This is a genomic window from Geminicoccaceae bacterium (assembly GCA_020638465.1).
GTDB lineage: Bacteria > Pseudomonadota > Alphaproteobacteria > Geminicoccales > Geminicoccaceae > JAGREO01.
Genome location: JACKIM010000002.1, coordinates 1,763,703 through 1,786,140, shown reverse-complemented (window position 1 = coordinate 1,786,140; position 22,438 = coordinate 1,763,703). Strand labels below are relative to the sequence as shown.

20 protein-coding genes are annotated in these 22,438 nt (G+C 64.7%); 12 read left to right on the top strand and 8 right to left on the bottom strand.

Annotated features, from left to right (window positions below; genetic code table 11):
• Window positions 1-165 precede the first annotated feature (165 nt).
• Window positions 166-585 (top strand): SRPBCC family protein, encoded by a 420-nt coding sequence (locus H6851_18630; protein ID MCB9945624.1) that lies wholly within the window; start codon window positions 166-168, stop codon window positions 583-585.
• 12 nt (window positions 586-597) lie between these two features.
• On the opposite strand, the gene H6851_18625 is transcribed toward H6851_18630, so the two are convergent.
• Complete coding sequence (locus H6851_18625) at window positions 598-2,505, bottom strand: ABC transporter ATP-binding protein/permease (GenBank protein ID MCB9945623.1); 1,908 nt, start codon at window positions 2,503-2,505, stop codon at window positions 598-600.
• A gap of 147 nt (window positions 2,506-2,652) precedes the next feature.
• Here H6851_18625 and H6851_18620 point away from each other — a divergent pair, with 147 nt between their 5' ends.
• Window positions 2,653-3,183, top strand: a complete 531-nt coding sequence (locus tag H6851_18620) for a hypothetical protein (protein MCB9945622.1) — start codon at window positions 2,653-2,655, stop codon at window positions 3,181-3,183.
• Between the two features lie 108 nt (window positions 3,184-3,291).
• Entirely contained in the window at window positions 3,292-4,398 is a 1,107-nt protein-coding gene (locus H6851_18615) for a PQQ-dependent sugar dehydrogenase (GenBank protein ID MCB9945621.1), read from the top strand.
• Window positions 4,399-4,429: 31 nt separating this feature from the next.
• Here the strand turns inward: H6851_18615 and H6851_18610 are convergent, their stop codons facing one another.
• On the bottom strand, window positions 4,430-5,407 hold the full coding sequence (locus H6851_18610; GenBank protein MCB9945620.1) for an ABC transporter ATP-binding protein: 978 nt from the start codon (window positions 5,405-5,407) through the stop codon (window positions 4,430-4,432).
• Between the two features lie 71 nt (window positions 5,408-5,478).
• Here H6851_18610 and H6851_18605 point away from each other — a divergent pair, with 71 nt between their 5' ends.
• The gene (locus H6851_18605; protein MCB9945619.1) at window positions 5,479-5,700 is read left to right on the top strand and encodes a zinc-finger domain-containing protein; all 222 of its coding nucleotides are present in this window, start codon (window positions 5,479-5,481) and stop codon (window positions 5,698-5,700) included.
• 35 nt (window positions 5,701-5,735) lie between these two features.
• Here H6851_18605 and H6851_18600 read toward each other — a convergent pair whose 3' ends face one another.
• From H6851_18600 to H6851_18585, 4 genes are all read right to left on the bottom strand, one after another.
• Entirely contained in the window at window positions 5,736-7,115 is a 1,380-nt protein-coding gene (locus tag H6851_18600; GenBank protein ID MCB9945618.1) for an MATE family efflux transporter, read from the bottom strand.
• A 47-nt stretch (window positions 7,116-7,162) separates the two neighbouring features.
• Window positions 7,163-7,840 (bottom strand): ROK family protein, encoded by a 678-nt coding sequence (locus tag H6851_18595; GenBank protein ID MCB9945617.1) that lies wholly within the window; start codon window positions 7,838-7,840, stop codon window positions 7,163-7,165.
• 81 nt (window positions 7,841-7,921) lie between these two features.
• A complete protein-coding gene (locus H6851_18590) occupies window positions 7,922-8,245 on the bottom strand; it encodes a chorismate mutase (protein MCB9945616.1) in 324 nt (107 codons plus the stop codon).
• Between the two features lie 63 nt (window positions 8,246-8,308).
• Window positions 8,309-9,283 (bottom strand): SDR family oxidoreductase, encoded by a 975-nt coding sequence (locus H6851_18585; protein ID MCB9945615.1) that lies wholly within the window; start codon window positions 9,281-9,283, stop codon window positions 8,309-8,311.
• A gap of 260 nt (window positions 9,284-9,543) precedes the next feature.
• On the opposite strand from H6851_18585, the gene H6851_18580 reads away from it, so the two are divergent.
• Genes H6851_18580 through H6851_18570 form a run of 3 tightly spaced genes read left to right on the top strand, consistent with a single transcriptional unit; the run spans window position 9,544 to window position 12,102 of the window.
• Entirely contained in the window at window positions 9,544-10,173 is a 630-nt protein-coding gene (locus tag H6851_18580) for a class I SAM-dependent methyltransferase (GenBank protein MCB9945614.1), read from the top strand.
• A complete protein-coding gene (locus H6851_18575) occupies window positions 10,166-11,653 on the top strand; it encodes a sulfatase-like hydrolase/transferase (GenBank protein ID MCB9945613.1) in 1,488 nt (495 codons plus the stop codon). Before H6851_18580 ends, H6851_18575 begins: the two co-directional genes overlap by 8 nt.
• The gene (locus tag H6851_18570) at window positions 11,650-12,102 is read left to right on the top strand and encodes a GNAT family N-acetyltransferase (GenBank protein MCB9945612.1); all 453 of its coding nucleotides are present in this window, start codon (window positions 11,650-11,652) and stop codon (window positions 12,100-12,102) included. The genes H6851_18575 and H6851_18570 overlap by 4 nt, the downstream gene beginning before the upstream one ends.
• 177 nt (window positions 12,103-12,279) lie before the next feature.
• On the opposite strand, the gene H6851_18565 is transcribed toward H6851_18570, so the two are convergent.
• On the bottom strand, window positions 12,280-12,747 hold the full coding sequence (locus H6851_18565) for a hypothetical protein (protein ID MCB9945611.1): 468 nt from the start codon (window positions 12,745-12,747) through the stop codon (window positions 12,280-12,282).
• Between the two features lie 319 nt (window positions 12,748-13,066).
• Window positions 13,067-15,154 (bottom strand): ATP-dependent DNA helicase RecG, encoded by a 2,088-nt coding sequence (recG, locus tag H6851_18560; protein MCB9945610.1) that lies wholly within the window; start codon window positions 15,152-15,154, stop codon window positions 13,067-13,069.
• Window positions 15,155-15,374: 220 nt separating this feature from the next.
• Between recG and H6851_18555 the strand changes: the two genes are divergently transcribed.
• From H6851_18555 to H6851_18535, 5 genes are all read left to right on the top strand, one after another.
• Entirely contained in the window at window positions 15,375-15,641 is a 267-nt protein-coding gene (locus H6851_18555; protein MCB9945609.1) for a succinate dehydrogenase assembly factor 2, read from the top strand.
• The gene (gene mfd / locus H6851_18550) at window positions 15,638-19,120 is read left to right on the top strand and encodes a transcription-repair coupling factor (protein ID MCB9945608.1); all 3,483 of its coding nucleotides are present in this window, start codon (window positions 15,638-15,640) and stop codon (window positions 19,118-19,120) included. The genes H6851_18555 and mfd overlap by 4 nt, the downstream gene beginning before the upstream one ends.
• A 175-nt stretch (window positions 19,121-19,295) precedes the next feature.
• Window positions 19,296-20,045: a FadR family transcriptional regulator gene (locus H6851_18545; GenBank protein MCB9945607.1), complete on the top strand. Its 750-nt coding sequence runs from the start codon at window positions 19,296-19,298 to the stop codon at window positions 20,043-20,045.
• Window positions 20,046-20,118: 73 nt separating this feature from the next.
• Complete coding sequence (locus H6851_18540; GenBank protein ID MCB9945606.1) at window positions 20,119-21,465, top strand: extracellular solute-binding protein; 1,347 nt, start codon at window positions 20,119-20,121, stop codon at window positions 21,463-21,465.
• A 71-nt stretch (window positions 21,466-21,536) separates the two neighbouring features.
• Entirely contained in the window at window positions 21,537-22,427 is an 891-nt protein-coding gene (locus H6851_18535) for a sugar ABC transporter permease (protein MCB9945605.1), read from the top strand.
• Window positions 22,428-22,438 lie beyond the last annotated feature (11 nt).

The following is a 22,438-nucleotide window of genomic DNA, read 5'->3' as shown; positions in this document are numbered from 1 at the left end:
TCCACCCAGAAGCGTCGCCGTCGCCGGTGATCTTCGCCGCCCATGGTCTCCGGCACATCCCCCGGCCGGCCATGCCCCGGGCGCTTTCGCTTGCTGTGCCCGTCGTGGACGCCTAGTTTCACCGCCGTCGACAATCCATGCACCAAGCCAACCAGGGAGGCCAACATGCCCAAAGTGACCATGTCCACCAAGATTGCGGCGAACGCCGATCAGCTGTGGCAAGCCATCGGCGGTTTCGGCAAGATCGCCGACTGGCATCCGGCTGTGGCGAAGTCGAAGGTCGAGGGCGAAGGCAAGGGTTCGGTCCGCACCCTGCAGATGGTCGGTGGCGGCACCATGACCGAGCGCCTCGAAGAGGTGAATGCCAACGAGCGCATCTATCGCTACAGCATCGTCTCCGGCCCGCTGCCGGTGGCCAACTACGAATCCGAGGTTCACGTCACCGACAATGGCGATGGCACCAGCACGGTGCAGTGGTCGAGCAGTTTCGATGCCGCCGGCGTTCCCGAGAACGATGCGGTCAAGACCATCCAGGGCATCTACGAGGCCGGCCTGGAAAACATGAAGAAGATCTACGGACTTTGATCTGACGACCCGTCAGATCTGCGGACTTTGATCTGACCCGTTCCCGCCAGCAACCGGCTGCCGGTGGAGGTCCTCATCCTCGCCGGCGAGCTGGCGGCGCCACATCTCGGCATAGAGCCCGTCGAGCTCCAGCAGCCGGGCATGGCCGCCTCGCTCCACGACGCTGCCGTCGCGGAGCACGACAATTTCATCCGCATCCGCGATGGTCGACAGGCGGTGGGCTATGACCAGTGTCGTGCGTCCCCGGGCTGCCGCTCCCAGCGCCCCCTGAAGGGCCTGTTCGGTCTGGCTGTCGAGCGCGGAGGTCGCCTCGTCGAGCACGAGGATCTCCGGGTTCTTGAGCAGGACGCGGGCGATTGCGACCCGCTGCTTCTCGCCGCCGGACAGCTTGAGACCGCGTTCTCCCACCAGTGTCGAATATCCCTCGGGCAGTCCGGCGACGAAATCGTGGATCTGCGCCTGCCGTGCCGCGGCCTCGATGTCTGCCGGACTCGCCCCCGGCCGGCCATAGGCGATGTTTGCCCCGATGGTGTCGTTGAACAGCACGGTATCCTGCGGGACGAGCCCGACATGCCGGCGCAGGCTTGCCTGGGCGACGTCGCGGATATCCTGCCCGTCGATGGTTATGGAACCTGATCCCGTATCGTAGAAACGGAACAGCAGGCGCACCAGCGTCGACTTGCCCGAGCCCGATGGCCCGACCACGGCGAGCTTGCGGCCACTGGGAATGTCGAGGCTGACATCCTTCAGGATCGGCCGCTTGCCGTCATAGTCGAAGCTCACATGCTCCATGCTCACCCTGCCGCCGTCCAGCCGCAAGGGCGGGGCCTCCGGCCGGTCTGCGACCTCGGGAGCGAGCGACAGGAGATCGTCGATCCGCTCCAGGTCGGTGACCGCCTGGCGGACTTCGCGATAGACGAAACCCAGCATGTTGAGCGGCTGGTAGAGCTGAAGCATGAAGGTGTTGAGCAGGACCACGTCGCCGACGCTGAGCGTGCCGTTGACGACACCGTATGACGCCTGGATCATCAGGGTCGTCACGCCGATGGAGATGATGGCGGCCTGTCCGGTGTTGAGGAAGGCGAGGCTCGTCTCCGCCTTGACGGCTGCCGCTTCATAGGCGGCCAGCGACCTGTCCAGCCGCTGCCGTTCGAACCCCTCGTTGGCGAAGGCCTTGACGACTTCGTAATTGATCAGCCCGTCGACGGCCGCCGCGTTGAACTCGTTGTCGCGCAGGTTCATCTCGCGGCGGATGACCGTCCGCCAGTTGGTCGTGACGACCGTGAACGCCGCATAGGCGACGATCGTGAGGAAGGTGGTCAACGCGTAGGTCCACGGGTAACGCCAGAGCAGGATGCCGATGACGAGGACGAATTCGAGGATGGTGGGGCCGATGTTGAAGACCACCGAGCGCAGGAGATAGGAGAGACCCTTGACGCCACGGTCGATGGACCGCGCGAGCTCGCCCGTGCGCCGGTCGAGGTGATAGGCGAGCGACAGGCTGAAGAGGTGGTCGTAGACCGACAGGGCCAGTTGCCGCCCGGCGCGCTGGCCGACCTTGGCGAACAGGGCATCGCGCAATTCGCGGAACAGCATGGCACCCAGCCGGGCGCCGCCATAGCCGAGCAGGGCGGCCAGCGGGATGGCTGTCAGCCCGACCATTCCCAGCTGGTCGACCGCATCCTTGAGGAAGAACGGCACGGCGATGTTGACGAGCTTGGCGACGACCAGGAGCGCCAGGGCCGCTGCCATGCGCATGCGCAGGTCGAACGCGTCGCGCGGCCAGACATAGGGAAGGGCGAAGGCGATCAGGTGCAGCCAGCCCCGATCGTGCCGGCGGCCGCTGTCGTCGGCCGGGCCGGGGGCGGATGCTGCGGAAGGGGATGCGGTAGCGGATGGGGACGTGGATCGGGATGCCATGATCCCGAATTGGCCCAGCGCGGCGCGCAACGCAAGGGCTTGTGGGGATGCTGCCCGTCGGCAGTTGCAAAAAGTGATCGCCGGGGATGCCCCGAAGGCACGGCCGTTAGCATCTGGTTAACAAACGACCTGCATAATGGGCGATCGTTGACCTTCATCGAGGACCGCGCCCTGATGCCCGCCTGCAGTTCACCCGCCAGCAAGGCGTTGCCGACGCCCGAAAGCCTGCTTGCCGCCCTGCCGCGGCTCAGCGCGGAGGAACTCATCCCGGAGGTCAACAGCCTGGTGATCGACACGGCCGGCAACCTCGTGCCGCGCGCGCGCAGGCAGAACTACATCATCACCTTTTCGTACATGGGGCGGCGGGTCACGGCACGGTTCAGCGGCAACCGCGACGAGAGCATCACCATGGAGGTCGGCTGTCGCCTGATCCGGCTTCCCTACAGCGCGGAGGGACTGGCGCGGCGCAAGGCGCTGGTCGAGCGAATCCACAGGATGCGCGGTTTCAAGCTCGGGCAGCTCAGCGTCACGCACCACCAGTGGCTCTATTACCGCGACCGGATAAGGCTCGAACCGGCGCGCATCACCGCATCGTGGATCGTCGCCCAACTGATCACGATGGCCTTCATCGTCAAGCCGGTCATCGGTGCCTTTGCCGAATTCGAGAATGTCGCATGACGGTGCCGGGACGCTGGCGGGGAACGGCCCGTTCACGAGTCCGTGCTCGGGATTGGTTGTTGCGGCCCGGATGCTAAACTCCCTTCGGTGATATCGAGGGGATGTGGAATGAAATGCCTCGTTGCCTTTCTGGCGGCAATGTCTTCCTTCGCCAGCCTTGCCGTTGCGGAGGATTATGACACGTCGGCCGGGCCCGTCCGGGTCGAGCCGATGCTCGAAGGACTGGAGGAGCCATGGTCGCTGGCATTCCTGCCGGATGGCGACTGGCTGGTGACGGAACGCGACGGGCGGTTGCTGCTGGTCGGGGAAGGCCAGGCAAGGGAGGTGGCGGGCGTGCCGCAGGTGGTGGCCGTCGGCCAGGGCGGCCTGCTCGATGTTGTCGTCGCCCGCGATTTCGGCCAGTCGCGCCGGATCTTCCTCAGCTATGCCGAGCCTGCCGCCGATGGCGCGCGCACGGCCCTAGCCACGGGATTCCTCGATCCGGAGGAGCCGCGAATCGATCAACTTCAGGTGATCTTCCGCATGTCGGCGGCAAGTGCCAGCGGACACCATTTCGGCAGCCGCATCGTCGAGGCGCCGGATGGAACGCTGTTCCTGACGATCGGCGAGCGGGGACATGCGACACTGGCGCAGGATCTCGATGTCGACAATGGCAAGGTCGTGCGGATCAACCCGGATGGCTCCATTCCCGCCGACAATCCCTTTGCCGGCGGTGGCGGACGTCCGGAGATCTGGTCCTATGGCCATCGCAATCCACAAGGGGCGGCCCTCGACGAAGAGGGAAGGCTATGGACCGTGGAGCATGGCGCGCGGGGCGGCGACGAGATCAACCGGCCCGAGCCCGGCCGCAACTATGGCTGGCCGGTGATCAGCTATGGCCGGGACTATTCGGGAGCGAAGATCGGCATCGGGACCGAAGCGCCGGGCATGGAGCAGCCGCTGTTCTACTGGGACCCCTCCATCGCTCCATCCGGGATGATGATCTGCTCGTGTCGAATGTTCCCGCAATGGCAGGGCAACGTCTTTGTCGGCTCCCTCAAGTTCGACATGATCTCGCGGCTTGAGCGCGACGGCGACCGCATCCGGGAGGCGGAACGGCTGTTCGACGGCACCTTTGGCCGGATCCGTGACGTCCGCGAGGCGCCCGACGGTTCGATCTGGTTCCTGTCGGTGGTCGAGGGGGCGGCCTATCGCATCACCCCGGCCGGGGGGTGAAGGCAGGCACGCCGTGCGGGCGCGACAACGGTCAGTGCTTGCCGGTCAGGCGGACGAACAGCTCCTCAAGATCGGCCTCTTCCGTCTGCAGGTCGATGATCTGGAGGCCCTCGTTGCGCACCGCTTCGAGAAATTCCCCGACCTTGGCCCGGCTCGGGTGGTAGGATACCGCCATGCGCCCACCTTCCACCAGCCGCGCCCCCATGGCCTCCAGCGGCGCCGGCAGCGTTTCGAGGGGCTGCTGGAAGGTGAGCGTCATGCTTTTCTCGTCGAGACGGCGCAACAGCGTGGCGGTGGCGTCACAGGCGACCACGCTGCCCTTGTCGATGATGGCGATGGTGTCGCACATCGCCTCGGCCTCCTCCAGATAGTGCGTGGTGAGCACCACTGTCACCCCGCTCTCGTTGAGTGCGCGCATGTGCTTCCACAGCGAACGGCGCAATTCGACGTCCACTCCGGCGGTGGGCTCGTCGAGGACGATCACCGGTGGATTGTGCACCAGTGCCTTGGCGACCAGCAGTCTCCGGCGCATGCCGCCGGACAGGGACCGGGCATAGGCATCGGCCTTGTCTTCGAGACCGACGGCCTGGAGGATTTCCATTGTCCGCCGTTTGCGGGCCGGAACGCCGTAGAGGCCGGCCTGCAGTTCCAGCGCCTGGCGCGGCGTGAAGAAGGCATCGAGGTTGAGCTCCTGCGGCACGATGCCGATGGCACGCCGCGCGAGCCGGGGTCGTTTTTCGATATCGACGTCGAAGATCTTCACCATGCCCTCGGTCTTGTTGACCAGTCCGGCGAGAATGTTGATCGTTGTCGATTTTCCCGCACCGTTGGGGCCGAGAAGGCCGAAGATGGACCCGCGGGGGATCTTGAGGTCGATGCCCCCGAGAGCTTCCTTGCGCTCGCTGCCCTTGCCGCCATAGACCTTGCGCAATCCCTTGAGCTCGATCGCCAAAGCTGGCAATTGCTGGTCGGGAGAGCCGGCGGCGCGTATTCCGGTTTCGATGTTCATGGTCGGGCACAGCCCCTTGTATGGAGGTCTTGATGGCGAAGGTTCGCACGGGTGGCAGTATCGAGGTGTTCATGCTCGATGGCGAGGAGGTGGCGCTCACGGATGCCATGCATGTGAGTTGCACGGGCGCTCTCGGCACGCTTGGCCATCCGATCGAATACCTGACGCTCGAAAAGGGCGGGCAGGCCGTGTGCAATTACTGTGATCGCCGTTTTATCCATGTTTCCCATGCCGATGCCGCCCGTGTGCGCAAGGAGGGAGAGCGGGTCGCGGAACCGGGGCGTGTTGCCTGAACGGCAGCGCCTCCACCGCCGGGGCGGCCATGCCGTCACGTGCCGAGTTCGCGAAGCCGTCTGGTGACATAGACGAGCATGGCCGTCGCGCCAAGCCACGCCACGGCGGCAATTCCCCAATAGATGCCGGTGAGGCCATATCCCAATACCGGGTCGACCACGGCCAGGACACAGGCGGGACCGAGCACATGGCGGAAAATGCCGACCACCATGGCGAATACGGGCCGTTTCAGTCCCTGAAGGATCGACGCGCCGACAATGAGCAGGCAATAGGCGTTGAAATTCAGCACGGCGACGCCGAGATAGGCCGACCCGGTTGAAATGACGGCGGGATCATCGGTGAAGATCGACATCAGCGCGCTACGGCTGAAGAAGACGATGACGCCTCCCGCCGTCATCAGCGCGATGCCGGTGCCGAGCAGCCAGCGCGCCACCAGCCGCACCCGGTCAAAGCGCATGGCGCCATTGTTGTGCCCGACCAGCGTGATGGCGGCTGTCGTCAGTCCCACCATGGGCAGCATGGCCAGTTGTTCGATGCGCAGCGCCACGCCGTAGGCGGCGACGGCCTGCTGCCCGTGCCGGCCCATGAAATAGGTGATCGCGAAAAGCCCGATGCCGGTGGTGAGCATCTGCAATGTGGTCGGGGTCGCATGGGCCACCAGCGGTCGCATGGTCTCCATGTCGATACCCTCGGGCCACAGGCCGCAGGCCGTCGCCAGCGGGCTGTGCCGGACCTTGTGCATCAGGTAGGCGAGTTGCAGCGCCTGCACGAGGATGGTGGACAGGGCGATACCGAGGATGCCGAAGCCGGGCAGGGGACCGAGGCCGAACATGAACAGCGGGTTGAGGCCGACATTCAGCAGCGACCCGACGATCAGCGCGTTGCGGTTGGAACGGGCGTCGCCCTGGGCCGTGAGAAAGGCGTTGGCGACCGCGTTCATGAGGAACAGCGGTGCGGCGTAGAGGATCGGTTGCAGGTAGGCCAGTCCGAAACCGAGACTCTCGCCGGTCACGCCCATGAGGCGATAGAGGGCCGCTGTTCCGAAGTGACCGTAGGCGCCGACCGCCATTCCGCCGGCGATCGCGAGGATCACCGCCTGCCCGAAGAATCGCCCGGCCCGCTCCGGCTGGCCGGAGCCGGCGGCGTTGGCGATCTGCGAGGTGGTCGCCTGGCCGATCCCGACCATGAGCGCAATGACCAGGAAAAAGACGGGAAAGGAGGCGCCGAGCGCGGCGAGTGCGGTCGTCGAGATCAGCCCGGCAAAGAAGCTGTCCACCACATTGAACAGGGTCTGGAACATCATGCCGATCGCCGAGGGTACGGCAAGATGGACGATCAGTGCCAGGATGGGACCGTCGACCGGGTGGAGGCTGTCATCGCGCCGCGCCCCTCCACGTTGCTGGAGGTCAGGCACTTCGGTATATCTGGCAAGCTCCGGCGATCTTGCTCATGACAAGGTCGTCATGGCGAGCGGAAATGCTCGCGCCACATGCGGAAGCCGCCCTCGAACGCATTGAGATTGTCGCCAAGCCGCGACTCTTTCGGGAGAGTCTTCAATCGCTTGCCATTGCCGCCGCCGATCACGACATATTCGGCGACCAGTGCCAGGCGAAGGCGTTCCACGACATCGTGCACGGTTCCTTCCCATGCCTTGCGGCCCAGCCGGTCCAGCCCCCGGCGGCCGATGCAGTCCTCGTAGGTGTAGTCTCCGGCATAGGGCAGGTGGGCCACCTCGAGCGGCAGGGCCATGTCCTCGACCACGAGAGCCGCGCCCAGGCCGGTGCCGAGGCCGATGAACAGCATCTTGCCGCCGTCATAGGACCCGATGGCCTGCATGACGGCGTCGTTGACCAGCCGGACCTCGCAATCGAAGGCGGCGTCGAAATCGAAGTCCAGCCAGCCGGGACCGAGATTGAAGGGGTCGAGCAGCAGGCGATTGTGCTTGACCGGCCCGGGACAGCCGAGGCTGAGGCGGTCGTAGGACCAGTCGCCGGCGAGGTCGCGGATGGCCTTGACCGCCTCCTGCGGTGTGAACTTGGCCCCGCTGGCGGTCTTGCGCCTTTCGTCATGGTCGCTGTGGCGGATCTTGAGGTTCTTGCCGCCGATATCGGCGACCAGAATGCCGGTTTTTTTACTCATCGGATGTTCTCTGAATCGGGTTATTCAATGCTGGAATGAATAACCGGAAACCCGAACAAAGTCGGGCATGGTATTGCACCTTCAATCGCGATTCTTGATGGCGTTGTGATGGCAAATCACCTCATCAATGATGAAACGCAGCAGTTTTTCGGCGAAATCGGGGTCGAGGTTCGACTCCCTGGCGAGATTGCGCAACCGGGCGATCATCTTCTCCTCCCGGTTGGAATCACCCGGCGGCAGGTCGTGAGCGGCCTTGAGATGCCCCACGGCACGGGTGAGCTTGAAGCGCTCGGCCAGCAGGTGAATGAGGGCGGCATCGAGATTGTCGATGCTGTGACGCAGCTCGCCGAGCTGTTCGAGCGCTGAAGTGTTGCTCACATCCGTTCCTTTCAGCAGGGTCGCCATCGCCCGTCGTGAACGGGGGCCCGTCGTATCGGGCCGGGCACGACCGGAGCGCGCGACATGGGTTCAGGCGACATAGGTACCGCCAAGTTCGTCCTCGATATGCGCCTCGATGATGTCGCCGATATCGGCATCGGCCTCGAAGCCGAGACTTCGCGCATGCCGGGCGTTCACCCGCGGCGCCCATCCCTTGACGATGCGCTCGATCAGCTCGTCGCGCTCGTGGTGGATGCGTGCCGTCACGGCCGGGCCCGTGCGCTTTTCCAGCGCCTCGATCATCTGGCCGATCGACACGGTGATGCCGGGCAGCGCAAAGGCACGGGTCATGCCGACCCTGTCGCGTTCGAGACCGGCGGCATGGACGAAGGCATCGACCACCCGGCGCGGCGAGAGGACATACATCTCGGCATCGAGGCCGACAGGACAGACGGCGTCCTGGCCTGCCAGCGGCTCGCGCAGGATCGAGCTGGCGAATGTCGAGGCCGCCTTGTTGGGTTTGCCGGGGCGTACGACGATGGTCGGCAGCCGCAGCGACATGCCGTCCACGAGGCCCTTGCGCACGTAATCGGCGACCAGGAGCTCGCCGGCGGCCTTCTGCGCGCCGTAGCTGGTCTGCGGGGTCAGGTGGGTGTCGTCCTCGATGACCGGCGGCATGTCGCCGCCATAGACCGCGCACGAACTGGCGAACACGATCTTCGGGCAGGTGCCGAGCGTGCGCAGGGCCTCAAGCAGGTTGCGGGTTCCGTCGAGATTGACGCGATACCCCAGATCCATGTCGGTCTCGGCATTGGCGCTGACGATGGCTGCCAGGTGATAGACGAGGTCCACGCCGCCACCGACCAGTCTGTCGACCGCCGATCGGTCGGAGACGTCGAGGCTTCGGGTGACCAGACGCGGATCGTCGCCGAGCCCGCTCGCCTCGACCACATCGACCACGGTCAGCCTGGAAATCTCGCGGCCGTTCACCTGGCCGTCCCGCAGCAGGCGGGCTGCGAGCTTGCGGCCGATGAAACCGCCACCACCGGTGATGAGTACATGCATGAGACGATCTCCTCCCCATTGGCAATGATCCGCCTCGTCGAACGGATCGCTGGATCATTAGAGCCCTTTGCGTCCGGGGGGAACCACCTGAACGAGAAGAAAGCGGACCGGATCCGCTTCACCGAATGGGCAAGGCCCATCATGCCGGCGATTGCCCACTCGTGTCCGGACGTGCGACTGTGATCCTCGTCAGGCCGGAAATTGTCCCGTGTCAATGGCCTGTCAGGGAACCCAACAGCATTCAGGCGGGAAAATGGCGCATGAACGAGGCCATCCGGAACTGGAACGAACGCTACGGCAGCAGCGACTATCTTTTTGGCCGGGAGCCCAGCCGCTTCCTCGTTCGTCAGCAAGCGCGCCTGAAGTCTGGCATGCGTGCGCTCGCGGTTGCCGATGGCGAGGGACGCAACGGCGTGTGGATGGCCTCGCTCGGGCTCGATGTACTCAGCGTCGACGGCTCGGCGGCGGCACTGGCCAAGGCGCGCAGGCTGGCGGCCGGGGAAGGGCAGGATCTCGCCTTCGCGCAGGTCGATCTGCTCGACTGGGACTGGCCCATCGAGCGTTTCGACATCGTTGCCGCCATCTTCATCCAGTTTGCAAATCCACAGCAACGCACTGTATTGTTCGCGAAGATGAGGGGCGCGCTTCGTCCGGGCGGGCTGCTGCTGCTTCATGGCTACCGGCCCGAACAGGTGGCGCTGGGAACGGGTGGTCCCCCTCACGAAGAGAACATGTACACACCGGGAATGTTGCGCGAATCCTTTGCGGATTTCGACATTCTCGAACTTGCCGGCTATGACGCGGTAATCCACGAAGGGCGCGGACATGACGGACCGTCGGCGCTCATCGATCTGGTGGCACGGAAGCCCGGGGAGGGGCATGATGGGTAAGAGGAAGAACGTCCTTTTGGTGATGGCCGACCAGTGGCCGGCGCGTCTGATGGGGTGCAGCGGGCATCCGTTCATCCAGACGCCGACGCTCGACCAGCTGGCCCGCAATGGCGTGCGGTATCCCAATGCCTACAGCGAATGCCCCATCTGCATTCCCGCGCGCCGGACACTGATGACCGGCACGACCACCCGCCGCCATGGCGACAGGGTCTTCGGCACCACCAACCCGATGCCCGACCTGCCGACTCTCGCCGGAACCTTCCGCGATGCCGGCTATCAGGCGCATGCGGTGGGCAAGCTGCATGTCTATCCGCCCCGCGACCGCATCGGCTTCGACGACGTCCAGCTCAGCGAGGAGGGGCGCCCGCATCTGGGAGCCGTCGACGATTACGACATCTATCTTTCCGATCGCGGCCATACCGGCCGTCAATATGCCCACGGCATGAACAACAACAACTACATGCATCGACCGTGGCATCTTGAGGAAGACTGCCATGTGACGAACTGGGCCACAGAGCAGATGTGCCGGGTCATCAAGCGCCGCGACCCGACGCGCCCGTCCTTCTGGTACCTGTCCTACACGCCGCCCCATCCCCCGCTCGTGCCGCTGGCCTGCTACATGGAGTTGTACCGACAGCTCGACATGGACGAGCCGCTGACCGGGGACTGGTCGGCCGAAGGCGCGGAACTGCCGCGCGCGCTCGCGATGATCCGCAATTTCTATCCGGATTTCAGTTCGTTCGAGATCACCGAGATCCGACGTGCATTCTACGCGCTTTGCACTCATATCGACCATCAGTTGCGGCTGGTCGTGGGGACGTTGCGCGAGGAGGGCCTGCTGGACGACACCGTCATCCTCTTCACCTCCGATCACGGGGACATGCTCGGCGACCACGGCATCTACGCCAAGCGCACCTATTACGAGGGCTCGGCGAATGTGCCGATGATTCTCGCCGGAGCGTCGGGAGACGACCGGGTCGGCACCGACCGGGTGGATGAGCGGCTTGTCGGATTGCAGGATGTGATGCCCACCTTGCTCGCGCTGGCGGGTGTCGAGGTGCCCCCGACCTGCGAGGGGCTCGACATGACGGGCGATGTCCGGCGCGAGGTGCTCTACGGCGACTGCCTCGAAAGTGCCGGCGGCAGCCGCATGGTGCGCGACGATCGCTACAAGCTGATATGGTATCCCGCAGGCAACCGGTTCCAGTTGTTCGACATGCGCGAGGATCCCTGCGAAAGCCGCAACCTTGCCGACGATCCCGGCGCGCAGGATGTCCGGACCCGTCTGGAACGGGCCCTCGTCGACCATCTCTGGGGGGCGGATATCGACAAGGGGTGGGTACAGGAGGGACGGCTCGCCGGGTTCGATCCGGGGCCGCTGGCCGTCAGGCCGGATCGCAGTTTTTCAGGCCAGAGGGGTATTCACTTCCCGGAGCCGCCGCAGGCCGCACAGGACGCGATGGTCGGCTTTCCCCAATGATCATCGCCATGCGCGAGGCGGTACCCGCCGACCTTCCGCAGATCGTTGCGTTGCTGGTCGACGACGGTATCGGCCAGCTGCGCGAGGATGTGGCGGACCCGGTCTACCGGGAGGCTTTCGCCGCCATTCGCCATGACCCCAATCATTCGTTGATCGTCGCCATGGTGGGCGACCGCGTGGTCGGGTGCTTCCAGCTCTCCTTCATTCCGGGGCTGTCCCGCCGGGGGAGCTGGCGCGCCCAGATCGAGAGCGTTCGCGTCGAGCGCGAACTGCGCGGCCAGGGCGTGGGCGGGCAGATGATGCGCCATGCCATCGACCTCGCCCGCGACCGCGGATGCGGCCTCGTCCAGCTCACGACCGACAAGCGGCGGAAGGATGCCCACCGCTTCTATGAGGGCCTTGGATTCGTCGCCAGTCATGAGGGAATGAAGCTGCGGCTCGATCCGTGACGATTGGGGGAAAGGGCGGTCCTTCATGGCCAACGGGAAACACCCGCCCTTCATGGAAGGGCGGGTGTCCCGCTGAGGAAAACGGAGTCTGACAGGAAAGTGAAAGGAGGGGCCGGCCAAGCTTGGGGGAGAGAGGGGGAGGATGGAAGTCAGCCGGCCCCGGCAACGATCAGCGTGTCACACCGCCTCACGTTCGCCTTCTGAAAGGAGCGCCCGAAGGTCATCTGCGGAACGCTCAAGGAAACTCAGGACACGGGCATCGCCGTAATCATAGAAAACATCGCTCGGGTCGCTGCAGGTCTGGGAGCGGAAGCGGGCGATGGCGAGGTCGAGTACCGCCTGGACGCTGTCGAATGAGCGGGCCTTGGTGGTCAGCAGCGCATTCTCAAGCTCTTCGATCTGGCGTTCGAGATCCTCGATGTCCCTGTCCAGGTCGCCGATCCCGACATCGGTCTCGGCCCGGGTCAATTCGCTCATCGCGCTCTGGATCTCGGAAGTCGACATGCCGACCAGTTGCAGCGGAGCGAAGGTCCATTCAGGCAGCGTACGGCGCAGGGCATCCTGCCGTTCGACGAGGACTTCGTGGCGTCGCTGCAGATCCTTGATCCGGCGCACGAGGAGAATCACGTTGTTGATCACATTCATCTCTCGTCTCTCTAACGCAATGGTTGCTGCCAGTTCTGATGATTGTTGGAAGATTTCGTCACAATCAATCTTGTCTTCATTTGTTAATAAATAATGAAAATCAGGTCAACATCGATCGAATAAAGTAAAGGTTTTGATTTAGGTAAAAGCGGATAAAATTTTATGGAATTTTTCGAATGATGTACTCGAAAATGGCTGAACAAGGCATCCGCAATAGTGCGGATGTCGACGGAAGGCGGAGATTCCATTCATCATGCGATGCCGGTCCCGCCAGCGCGGAAATCCGGCATCGGGGACAGGTGTCATCGGGGAATATCGATCAGCCGGCAGCCAGTAGCGAGACGGCCTCGTTTCTCTCGAACAGTTGCAGGAGCAGCCGCAGCGCCCGGCCGCGCTCGCTCGTCAGTTCCGGGTCGCGCCGGCCGACCAGCCGCGCATCGTCGCGTGCGGTCTGCAGGGCGACGCCATCTTCGACGATGTCGGCAAAACTCATCGTCGGCAGCCCGCTCTGACGCACGCCCAGGACCTCGCCGGGTCCCCGCAGACGCAGGTCCTCCTCGGCAATGCGGAAACCGTCAGAGCTCTCCCGGATGATCTTCAGCCTCGAACGCGCATGGCGGCTCAGGGGCGGATTATACAGCAAAAGACAGGTTGAAGCCCGGTCGCCGCGGCCGACCCGCCCGCGCAGCTGGTGCAGCTGGGCGAGGCCGAAGCGCTCGGCTCCGTCGATGACGATGACCGTGGCCTCGGGCACGTCCACGCCGACCTCGACCACGGTGGTGGCGACGAGCAGCGGCGTCTCGCCATTGGCGAACGATGCCATGCGCGCATCCTTGTCGGCTGCCGGCAATCGTCCGTGCACGAGCCCCGCGAGTGCGCCGAAGCGCTCCGACAGCAGTTCGTGGCGGGCTTCCGCGGTGGCGGCCGTCTCATCCACCGAGGTGTCGATCACCGGGCAGATCCAGTAGACCCGCTCGTTGCGGTCGAGTGCCCGTCCTACGGCCGTCACAACCTCGCCGATGCGACCGGCGGGCAATGCGACCGTCGCGACCGGCTGACGGCCCGCCGGCATCTCGTCCAGCCGCGAGGTCTCGACATCGCCGTAGTGGCTGAGCACCAGGCTGCGCGGGATCGGTGTCGCCGTCATCAGCAGCAGGTCGACGGCTTCGCCCTTGTGCAGCAGATCGAGCCGCTGGTGGACGCCGAAACGATGCTGTTCGTCGATCACCGCCAGGGCGAGATCGTGGAAGCTGACGCCGTCCTGAAACAGGGCATGGGTGCCGACGACGATGGGAAGGTCGCCACTTGCAAGAGCGAGGCGCACGGCCTGCCGCTCGCCAGCCGGTCCCTGGCCCGTGAGCAGCCCGACGGCGACCCCGATGCGGTCGCCCAGTTGCCCGAGCGTGCGCGCATGCTGGCGCGCGAGCACCTCGGTCGGCGCCATCAGGGCCACCTGCCCGCCCGCCTCCACGACATGCAGCATGGCCATGAAGGCCACCAGCGTCTTGCCGCTGCCGACATCTCCCATCAGCAGGCGCATCATCGGCTGTGCGTGTTCGAGATCGCCCCGGATCTCGTCGATCGAGCGCAGCTGGGCATCCGTGAGCGAGAATGGCAGGGCCGAACGCAGCCGCCCGGCCAGAATGCCCTCGCAGCGGTGCGGGCGCCCGCGATCGCCCTGCCGGGACCTCCGGACCAGTCGCATGGCGATCTGCATGGCCAGCAGCTCGTCGAGGGCGAGGCGATGCCGGGCCTTGTCGATGTCGCCGTCCTCGGCCGTACCGTGGACGATTTCCAGCGCTGCCCTGAAGCCCGGCAATCCATCCCGCGCGACGAGATGCGGATCGAGCCATTCGGGGAGCTCGTCCACCATTTCCAGCGCCTGCGCCATGATCTTGCGCAGGCGGGTCTGGGTGAGCCCCTCGCTGGCCGGATAGATGCGCCCGGCCAGCGCCAGCGCCCGTGGATCGTCCGGCAGCAGTTCGGGGTGGACGATCTGCCAGCGTTCGCGAAAGCGCTGCAGCTTGCCGTGGACCATGACTTCCTGCCCCTCGGCAAAGGCGCTTTCGAGATAATTTCCACGTGCCTTGAAGAATACCAGATCGACAGGTGTGCCATCGGCCTCCGCTTCGATGCGATAGGGCGCCCGTCCCCCCCGGGGCGGTGGGCGGTGACGTCCGACCCGCAGCGCGATGGCACCTTCAAGCCCCTCTTCGAAGGCCATCGAACCGGCGAGCGGTTCAAGGTCGCGCTCGGCCCGTGGAAGGGTGAACAGCAGGTCGCGCAGCCGGGGCTCGTTTTGGCCGGTGACCTTGCGCAGGCTGGCAAGCAGCGTGGAGCCCACGCCCGGGAGCGAGGAGGCGGGCCTGAACCATGAAAAGAGTTCGGCGGCGCGTCCCTCGGTCATCTTGGCCGGGTTCTCCATCTGGTTTATCAACGCATGTCCGGGCGAACGGTTCGAACGGCCAAGGGTGTGCCGGTTCGCGATGGCCCTCGCAGGCAACGTCCTGTCATGTGCATCGCGCCTATCGTCCTTTCGTCCATGCGCTGTTACAACCCGGGCCGGCATGACGCCGTGTTGCCCCGGTTCACCGGCAATTGTCCATCCCTAGCGCAAAGGTGCAAGCGTGAGCGAAACACTGGAGATCCGTCGCCGCAGGTTGCTGCACCGCAGCCGTTATCGCGGTTTCCGCGAAGCCGACATCATTTTCGGCCGCTTCGCCGACCGTTATCTGGCCAGTCTCGACCTTGAAGAGCTGGACCAGTACGAGGCGCTGATCGAGGAGGCCGATCAGGATGTCTATGCCTGGGTCCAGGGCACGGCCGAACTGCCCGCGCGCCACGACAACGGCGTGTTCGCGCGCCTCAGGGCCGCAGAGACGGGTCCGGCATGAGCGACACCGGGATTGTCGAACGCCCGCAGGCGACCGCGGCACGGACACTGCTGACCCGTGCGCGGCCCGGCGTGGATGCTTGGTTCCTCGCCGATCGTGCCGCCGAGACGGGGCGTACGGTGGTATGCATAACGCGGGATGCCCAGCGCGCTGACACTCTTGCCGACCTGGCGAAGTTCTTCCGTCCGAAGCTCGAAACCCTCAGTCTTCCGGCGTGGGACTGCCTGCCCTATGACCGCGTGTCGCCGTCGAGCGAGGTGACGGCCACCCGCTTGCGCACCCTGATGAAACTCGCGGAGGGGCGCAGGAAGGGCGCGCGGTTGCTGCTGGTGACGGCCAATGCCATGATCCAGCGCCTGCCGGCGCCCGAAACGATCAAGGCGGCGCATTTCCCCTTGCGTGCAGGGGCGCGGGCCGACCGCGACGCGCTTTCCACCTATCTCGAACGTAATGGCTACCGCCGCGTGAGCACGGTGGTCGATGCCGGCGAATATGCCGTGCGCGGCGGGCTGGTCGATATCTATCCGCCCGGCGAACGCAAGCCGGTGCGACTCGATTTCTTCGGCACCACGATCGAGACGATCAAGACGTTCGACCCGGCCAGCCAGCGCACCGGAAACAAGCTCAAGGGGGTGGATCTGCGCCCGGTGAGCGAGGTGATGCTCGATGGCGAAGCCGTCGAGCGCTTCCGTGCAGGTTACCTGCGCGCCTTCGGTGCGGTGACCGACGACCCGCTGCTCGAAGCCGTTACCTCGGGGAGAAGTTTCCCGGGTATGGAGCATTGGCTGCCGCTGTTTCACGACAATCTCGTGACCATTCTCGACTATGTCGACGGCGAGGTGGAGATTGTCTTCGATCATCTGGCAGAAGAGGCGCTGACGGCGCGCGCCGCGCTCATCGGCGAGCATTACGAGGCCCGGGTGACGCCGGAGATCAGCACCAAGGGCTTTGGCGCCGCCCCCTATCACGCGCTCGAACCGCACAGCCTCTATCTCGACGAGCAGCAGTTGCGCAGCCTGTTCGAGGGGCATCGCCAATGGCAGATCAGTCCCTACGATGCTCCCGACAGTGCTGGCCGCGAGGTGCGTGATCTCGGGGGACGGCGGGGGCGCGACTTCGCGCCCGAGCGCAATGACCGGTCGGTCAACCTGTTCGACGCTGTCGTGGCCCATATCGGCAGCCTGCGCGAGGCCGGCCGCAGCCCGATCCTCACCGCCAGCAGCAGCGGTGCGGCCGACCGCATGGAGCAGGTGCTCCGGGATCATGGCCTCGACGCGCCGCGGCGGATCGCGAGCCTTGCCGAACATGTCGAAGGTACGGTGGCGATCGCCGTGCTGCCCGTCGAGGAAAGCCTCGACGCTCCGGGTCTGTGCGTGCTCGGCGAGAGCGACCTTCTCGGTGAACGGCTGACCCGTGCGGCGGCCCGCAGGCGCCGGGCCGACAAGTTCATTCAGGATGTCGGCACGCTCGGCGAGGGCGATCTGGTCGTCCATGCGGAACATGGCATCGGGCTGTTCGAGGGACTGGTCACGCTGGAGATCGGCGGCGCGCCGCATGACTGCCTCAAGCTCGTCTATGCCGGCGGCGACAAGCTGTTCGTGCCGGTCGAGAACATCGATATCCTCACCCGCTATGGTGCCTCGCAGGGCGAGGGACAGCTCGACAAGCTGGGCGGTGTCGGATGGCAGTCACGCAAGGCCAGGGTCAAGCAGCGCATCCGGGAGATTGCCGAGGAACTCATCAAGATCGCCGCGGAAAGGGCGTTGCGCGAGGGTGAGGCCCTGCAACTGCCCCCGGGCATGTACGAGGAATTCGCGGCCCGTTTCCCGTTCGAGGAAACCGAGGACCAGCTCAACGCCATCGAGGCCGTGCTGAACGACCTTTCCTCGGGCCGGCCCATGGACCGGCTGGTCTGCGGCGATGTCGGCTTCGGCAAGACCGAGGTGGCGATCCGCGCAGCGTTCGTGGCGGCCATGTCCGGCAAGCAGGTGGCCGTGCTGGCACCGACGACACTGCTGGCGCGGCAGCACTTTTCGGTGTTCGGCGAGAGGCTCAAGGGGCTGCCCATCCGTGTCGAGCACATCTCGCGCTTCGTGCCGGCCAAGCGGGCTGCCGAAGTCAGGAAGGAGATGGCCGAGGGGCGGGTCGATATCGTCATCGGCACGCATGCGCTCTTGTCCAAGAACGTGAAATTCTCCAATCTCGGATTGATCATCATCGACGAGGAGCAGCATTTCGGCGTGTCGCACAAGGAGCGCCTCAAGCAGATGCGCTCCGAGGTCCACGTCCTTACGCTGACCGCAACGCCGATCCCGCGAACCCTGCACATGGCCCTGGGCGGCATGAAGGACCTGTCGATCATCGCGACGCCGCCGGTGGATCGTCTTGCCGTCCGCACGTTCGTGACGCCGGTCGATCCTGTCATCCTGCGCGAGGCGCTGCTGCGGGAACACCACCGGGGCGGGCAGAGCTTCTACGTCTGTCCGCGGGTTTCCGATCAGGCGAAACTCAAGGAGGATCTGGCCCGGCTGGTGCCCGAGATCCGCGTGGCTGTCGCCAACGGGCGGATGCCGCCACGGGATCTCGAAGAGGTCATGGCGGCCTTCTACGACCGCAAGGTCGACCTGCTGCTGGCGACCAACATCATCGAGAGCGGCCTCGACATTCCCACCGCCAATACGCTCATCGTCCATCGTTCGGACATGTTCGGCCTGTCGCAGCTCTACCAGTTGCGCGGCCGCGTGGGCCGCTCGAAGGTGCGCGGCTATGCCTATTTCACCGTGCCGACCAGCAAGATCCTGCAGGATACCGCCGAACGCCGGCTGCAGGTCATCCAGTCCCTGGACGGCCTGGGTGCCGGCTTCCAGCTCGCCAGCCATGACCTCGACATCCGCGGTGCCGGCAATTTGCTGGGCGACGAGCAGTCCGGGCATATCCGCGAGGTCGGCTTCGAACTGTTCAACCACATGCTTGAGGAAGCCGTCGCGGCCATCAAGTCGCGTTCGCAGGGCGAGGGGGCGCCCGCTTCGGAATGGACGCCGCAGATTACCGTCGATGCGGCGGCGCTGATGCCCGACAGCTATATCGGCGATCTCGACCTGCGTCTGGCGATGTACCGCCGGCTGGCCGGACTGGAAAGTTCGCAGGAAATCGAGGATTTCGCAGCCGAACTGATCGACAGGTTCGGACCGCTTCCCGAAGAGACCGAGCACCTGTTGCAGATCATTGCCATCAAGCAATTGTGTCGCAAGGCCAATGTCCAGAAACTGGATGTGGGCCCCAAGGGTGTCGTTCTCGCCTTCCACGACAATACATTCCCCAGGCCGGAAAGGCTGGTCAGCCATATCGGCCAGTCCAGGGGGCTGATGCGGGTGCGGCCCGACCACCGTGTGGTGATCCTGCGCGAGACCAGCACCCCCAAGGATCGCCTGAAGATCGCCCGCAAGGTGGTGGACGAGCTGGCGCGCCTCGCGGCCTGACAGGCGGATTCCGGACGATGGCGGCGCCGGATTTTCCGCAGTCCGCCCGACGGTGCAGATGAGTGGTGAGGAATTTGCGTGAGGCGGAAATGTCGCCTGCGACAGATTGACATGGTTGGTTGAATCGATTACTGGTCTGGTCATTAGACCATTCAGGGAAGGCGTATTCAACAGCATGGGCGATGTGATTCGTGAACTCGGACGTGAGTTGCAGCAGCGGATCAGGCGGGTGCCCCTGCGCGAGCAGATCGCCGAGGGGTTGGCGCGACAGGTGGCCGTGGGACTGCTGAAAGCGGGCGATGTGCTGCCTTCCGAGCGTGAACTGTCGTCATCGCTGAGCGTCAGCCGGGAGAGCCTGCGCGGTGCGCTGCAGTTGCTTGCCGAGCGCGGTGTCGTGGAGATCGGGCATGGAACGAGGACCCGGATACGCGATCTGCCATCGGGTTATGTCCTCGACCAGCCGAGACTGCTGCCTTGTGTCGAAGGCATGGACGACCGGGCGGTGCTGGAGGCGCGGCAGCTTCTGGAGCCGGAACTGACCGCACGGGCGGCGACCCGGCTGAGCGCGAGGCAGCTCGACCGCCTGGCGCGGCTCGTGGACGACCAGCAGGAGATGGTCCGGGATCCCGTCGCCTTCCAGATCCTCGATCGCGAGTTTCACCGGTTGATCTTCGTGGCCGCCGCCAGCAGCGCGCTCGAACGATTTGCGGGCGAGGCCTACGATCACGCCTATGTCAACCGGCGCAAGATCATGGAAAACCATGACGGCATCCCGATCGCCATCGGCCATCACCGGGCCATCCTTGCCGCATTGCGGGAGCGGGATCCCGATCGGGCGCATCAGGCCATGGCCAGGCATGTCGAGAGTATCCTCGTTCTCCTGGCCGAAGTGCCGTCAAGTCGTGCGAGGCGACGGGGAGAGTGACGAAAGACCGTCGCGGCGCGGAACCTAACCTGTCCGCAGGCCGCGCCATCTCTACACAAAGGGAGACTGAACGATGATGAGGAATATCGTGGCCGCGACGGGCATATGGCTCGCCGCCATGGCTGTCACGGGGCGGCTCGAAGCCAATCCTTACGAGAAATATGCCGGCACGACGATTGTCGTCAGCTGGCCGGCACTTTCCCACTTCCAGGCGGCCGAGGAACTCGTCGACGAGTTCACCGAGGAAACCGGGATCGAGGTCGAGATCGACGCATTGCAATATCTCAAGCTGCGCGATCGCCAGCTGCTCGAACTGTCCAAGCCCGAAGGCGAATACGACGTCGTGTCGTGGGTCGTGATGTGGAAGGGCGAATATGTCTCCAAGGGGCTGCTCGCGCCCCTGTCGCAATTCTACACCGACGCGGCGCTGGTCGATCCCGACTATGACATCGACGATGTCGCGGACGCCTATTTGCAGAATGGTGGCATTGTCGGTGGCAAGAAGGGCTACATGCCGGGAAAGTCTGGCGCATTGTACGGTATCCCGTTCGGCGCGGAGACATCCATCCTCGCCTACCGCAAGGACATCTTCGAGGAATACGGTTTCAAGGTGCCGCAGACCTACGAGGAACTTGAGGCGCTGCTGCCCGAGATCAAGGAGAAGGCCGGTATCGGCGCCATGACCAGCCGCGGGCAGACCGGTCACCAGGTCACCGCCGCGTGGCTGTTGCACCTGGCACCGCTCGGCGGGAAGGTCTTCGACGACCAGTGGAACCCGGTATTCAACAATGAAGCCGGTGTGAAGGCGGCCGAAATCCTGCGCGAGATCGCCAGGACCGGACCTGCCGGCATATCGTCCTACGGCTTCTCCGAAGCCTCGGCGGCCTTCCTTCAGGGCGATGCGGCCATGTATCTGGATACGCTGAAGATCGCCGCCATGTCGCGCGACCCCAAGCTCTCCAAGGTCGACGGCAAGGTCGGTTTCGCCCTGCACCCCACCGGTGTCCGTTGCGGCTCGGAGACTGGCGGTTTCGCGATCGGCATCCCGGCCAATTCGCAACACAAGGAAGCGGCCTTCCTGTTCATCCAGTACATGACCTCCAGGGCCGGTGACCGCCGCATGGTCGAACTGGGTGGCGATCCCGTGCGCATTTCCACGTTGCAGGATCCCGAATTCGTCGAGAAGTTCCCCGAATACACGGTTGTCTCCGAGCAGCTGCCCTGTGCCGATCCGGACTGGCGCCCGCTGATCCCCGAGTGGAACGAGCTCAACATCGACGTGCTCGGTCAGGCACTGACGAAGGTCATCACCACCGACGACCCGATCCAGCCGATCATGGACGAGGCGGCCGACAAGGCGCGCGCCATCATGCAGCGGGCAGGGTACTACGACTGGGCCGAATATCGGGCTGGCAAGTAACCGCAGGTCGGGAACATGAACGGGGGTGGAGCGTCAGGACTCCGCCCCCGGTTGGGAAACGCTCGATGTCCATGAACCTTGCCGACTCCCGTCAGTGGGCTCCCTATGCCTTCATTCTCCCGGCCGTGATCGTCATGGCCGTGGGATTGCTCTACCCGGTTGGCGATGCCATCTATCTCAGCTTTCTGAACTGGCAGATCGGCCAACAATATTCAGATGCGGAATATGTCGGTTGGGGGAATTACGTGCGGATGCTCGCCGATCCGGACGTGTTCGAATCGCTGTGGGTGACCGTGCGCTTCGGTTTCTGGACGATCAGCATCGAGATGGCGCTGGGCGTGGCCCTGGCCCTGCTGCTCGAAAGGCCCATTCGCGGGGCTTCGGTGTTCCGCACCATCTTCATCCTGCCGCTCATGGTGTCGCCCGTGGTGGTGGGGCTCATCTGGCGCTACCTGTTCGATGCCCGTGCGGGCTGGGTCAACTACTATCTGGGCATGATCGGCATCGAGCCGCAGGTCTGGCTGGGCGAGGCCGATCTGGCCTTCTTCGCCATCGTCTTCACCGATATCTGGCAGTGGACGCCGTTCATCTTCATCATCGTCATTGCCGGGCTGCAGGCCCTCCCGTCGGACGTGCTTGAAGCCGCGCGCATCGACGGCGCCAATGGCTGGCAGCAGATCTTCCTCATCAAGCTGCCGATGATCCGCTCGATCCTCGTGATCGCCCTGCTCATGCGCCTCATCGACGTGTTCCGCGGCATGGAGGTCATGTACATCATGACCGGCGGTGGGCCGGGCCGGGCCACCGAGCTGCTGTCCCTGCACATCTACAACCGCGCGTTCAACGCCCAGCAACTGGGTTATGCATCGGCCATAGCCGTCCTGCTCATCGTCATCGTATCGCTGATGAGCCTGACGATCCTGACCGTGGGCAACCCCATGCGCGACAAGAGTGACGTCTGATGCCGAATTCA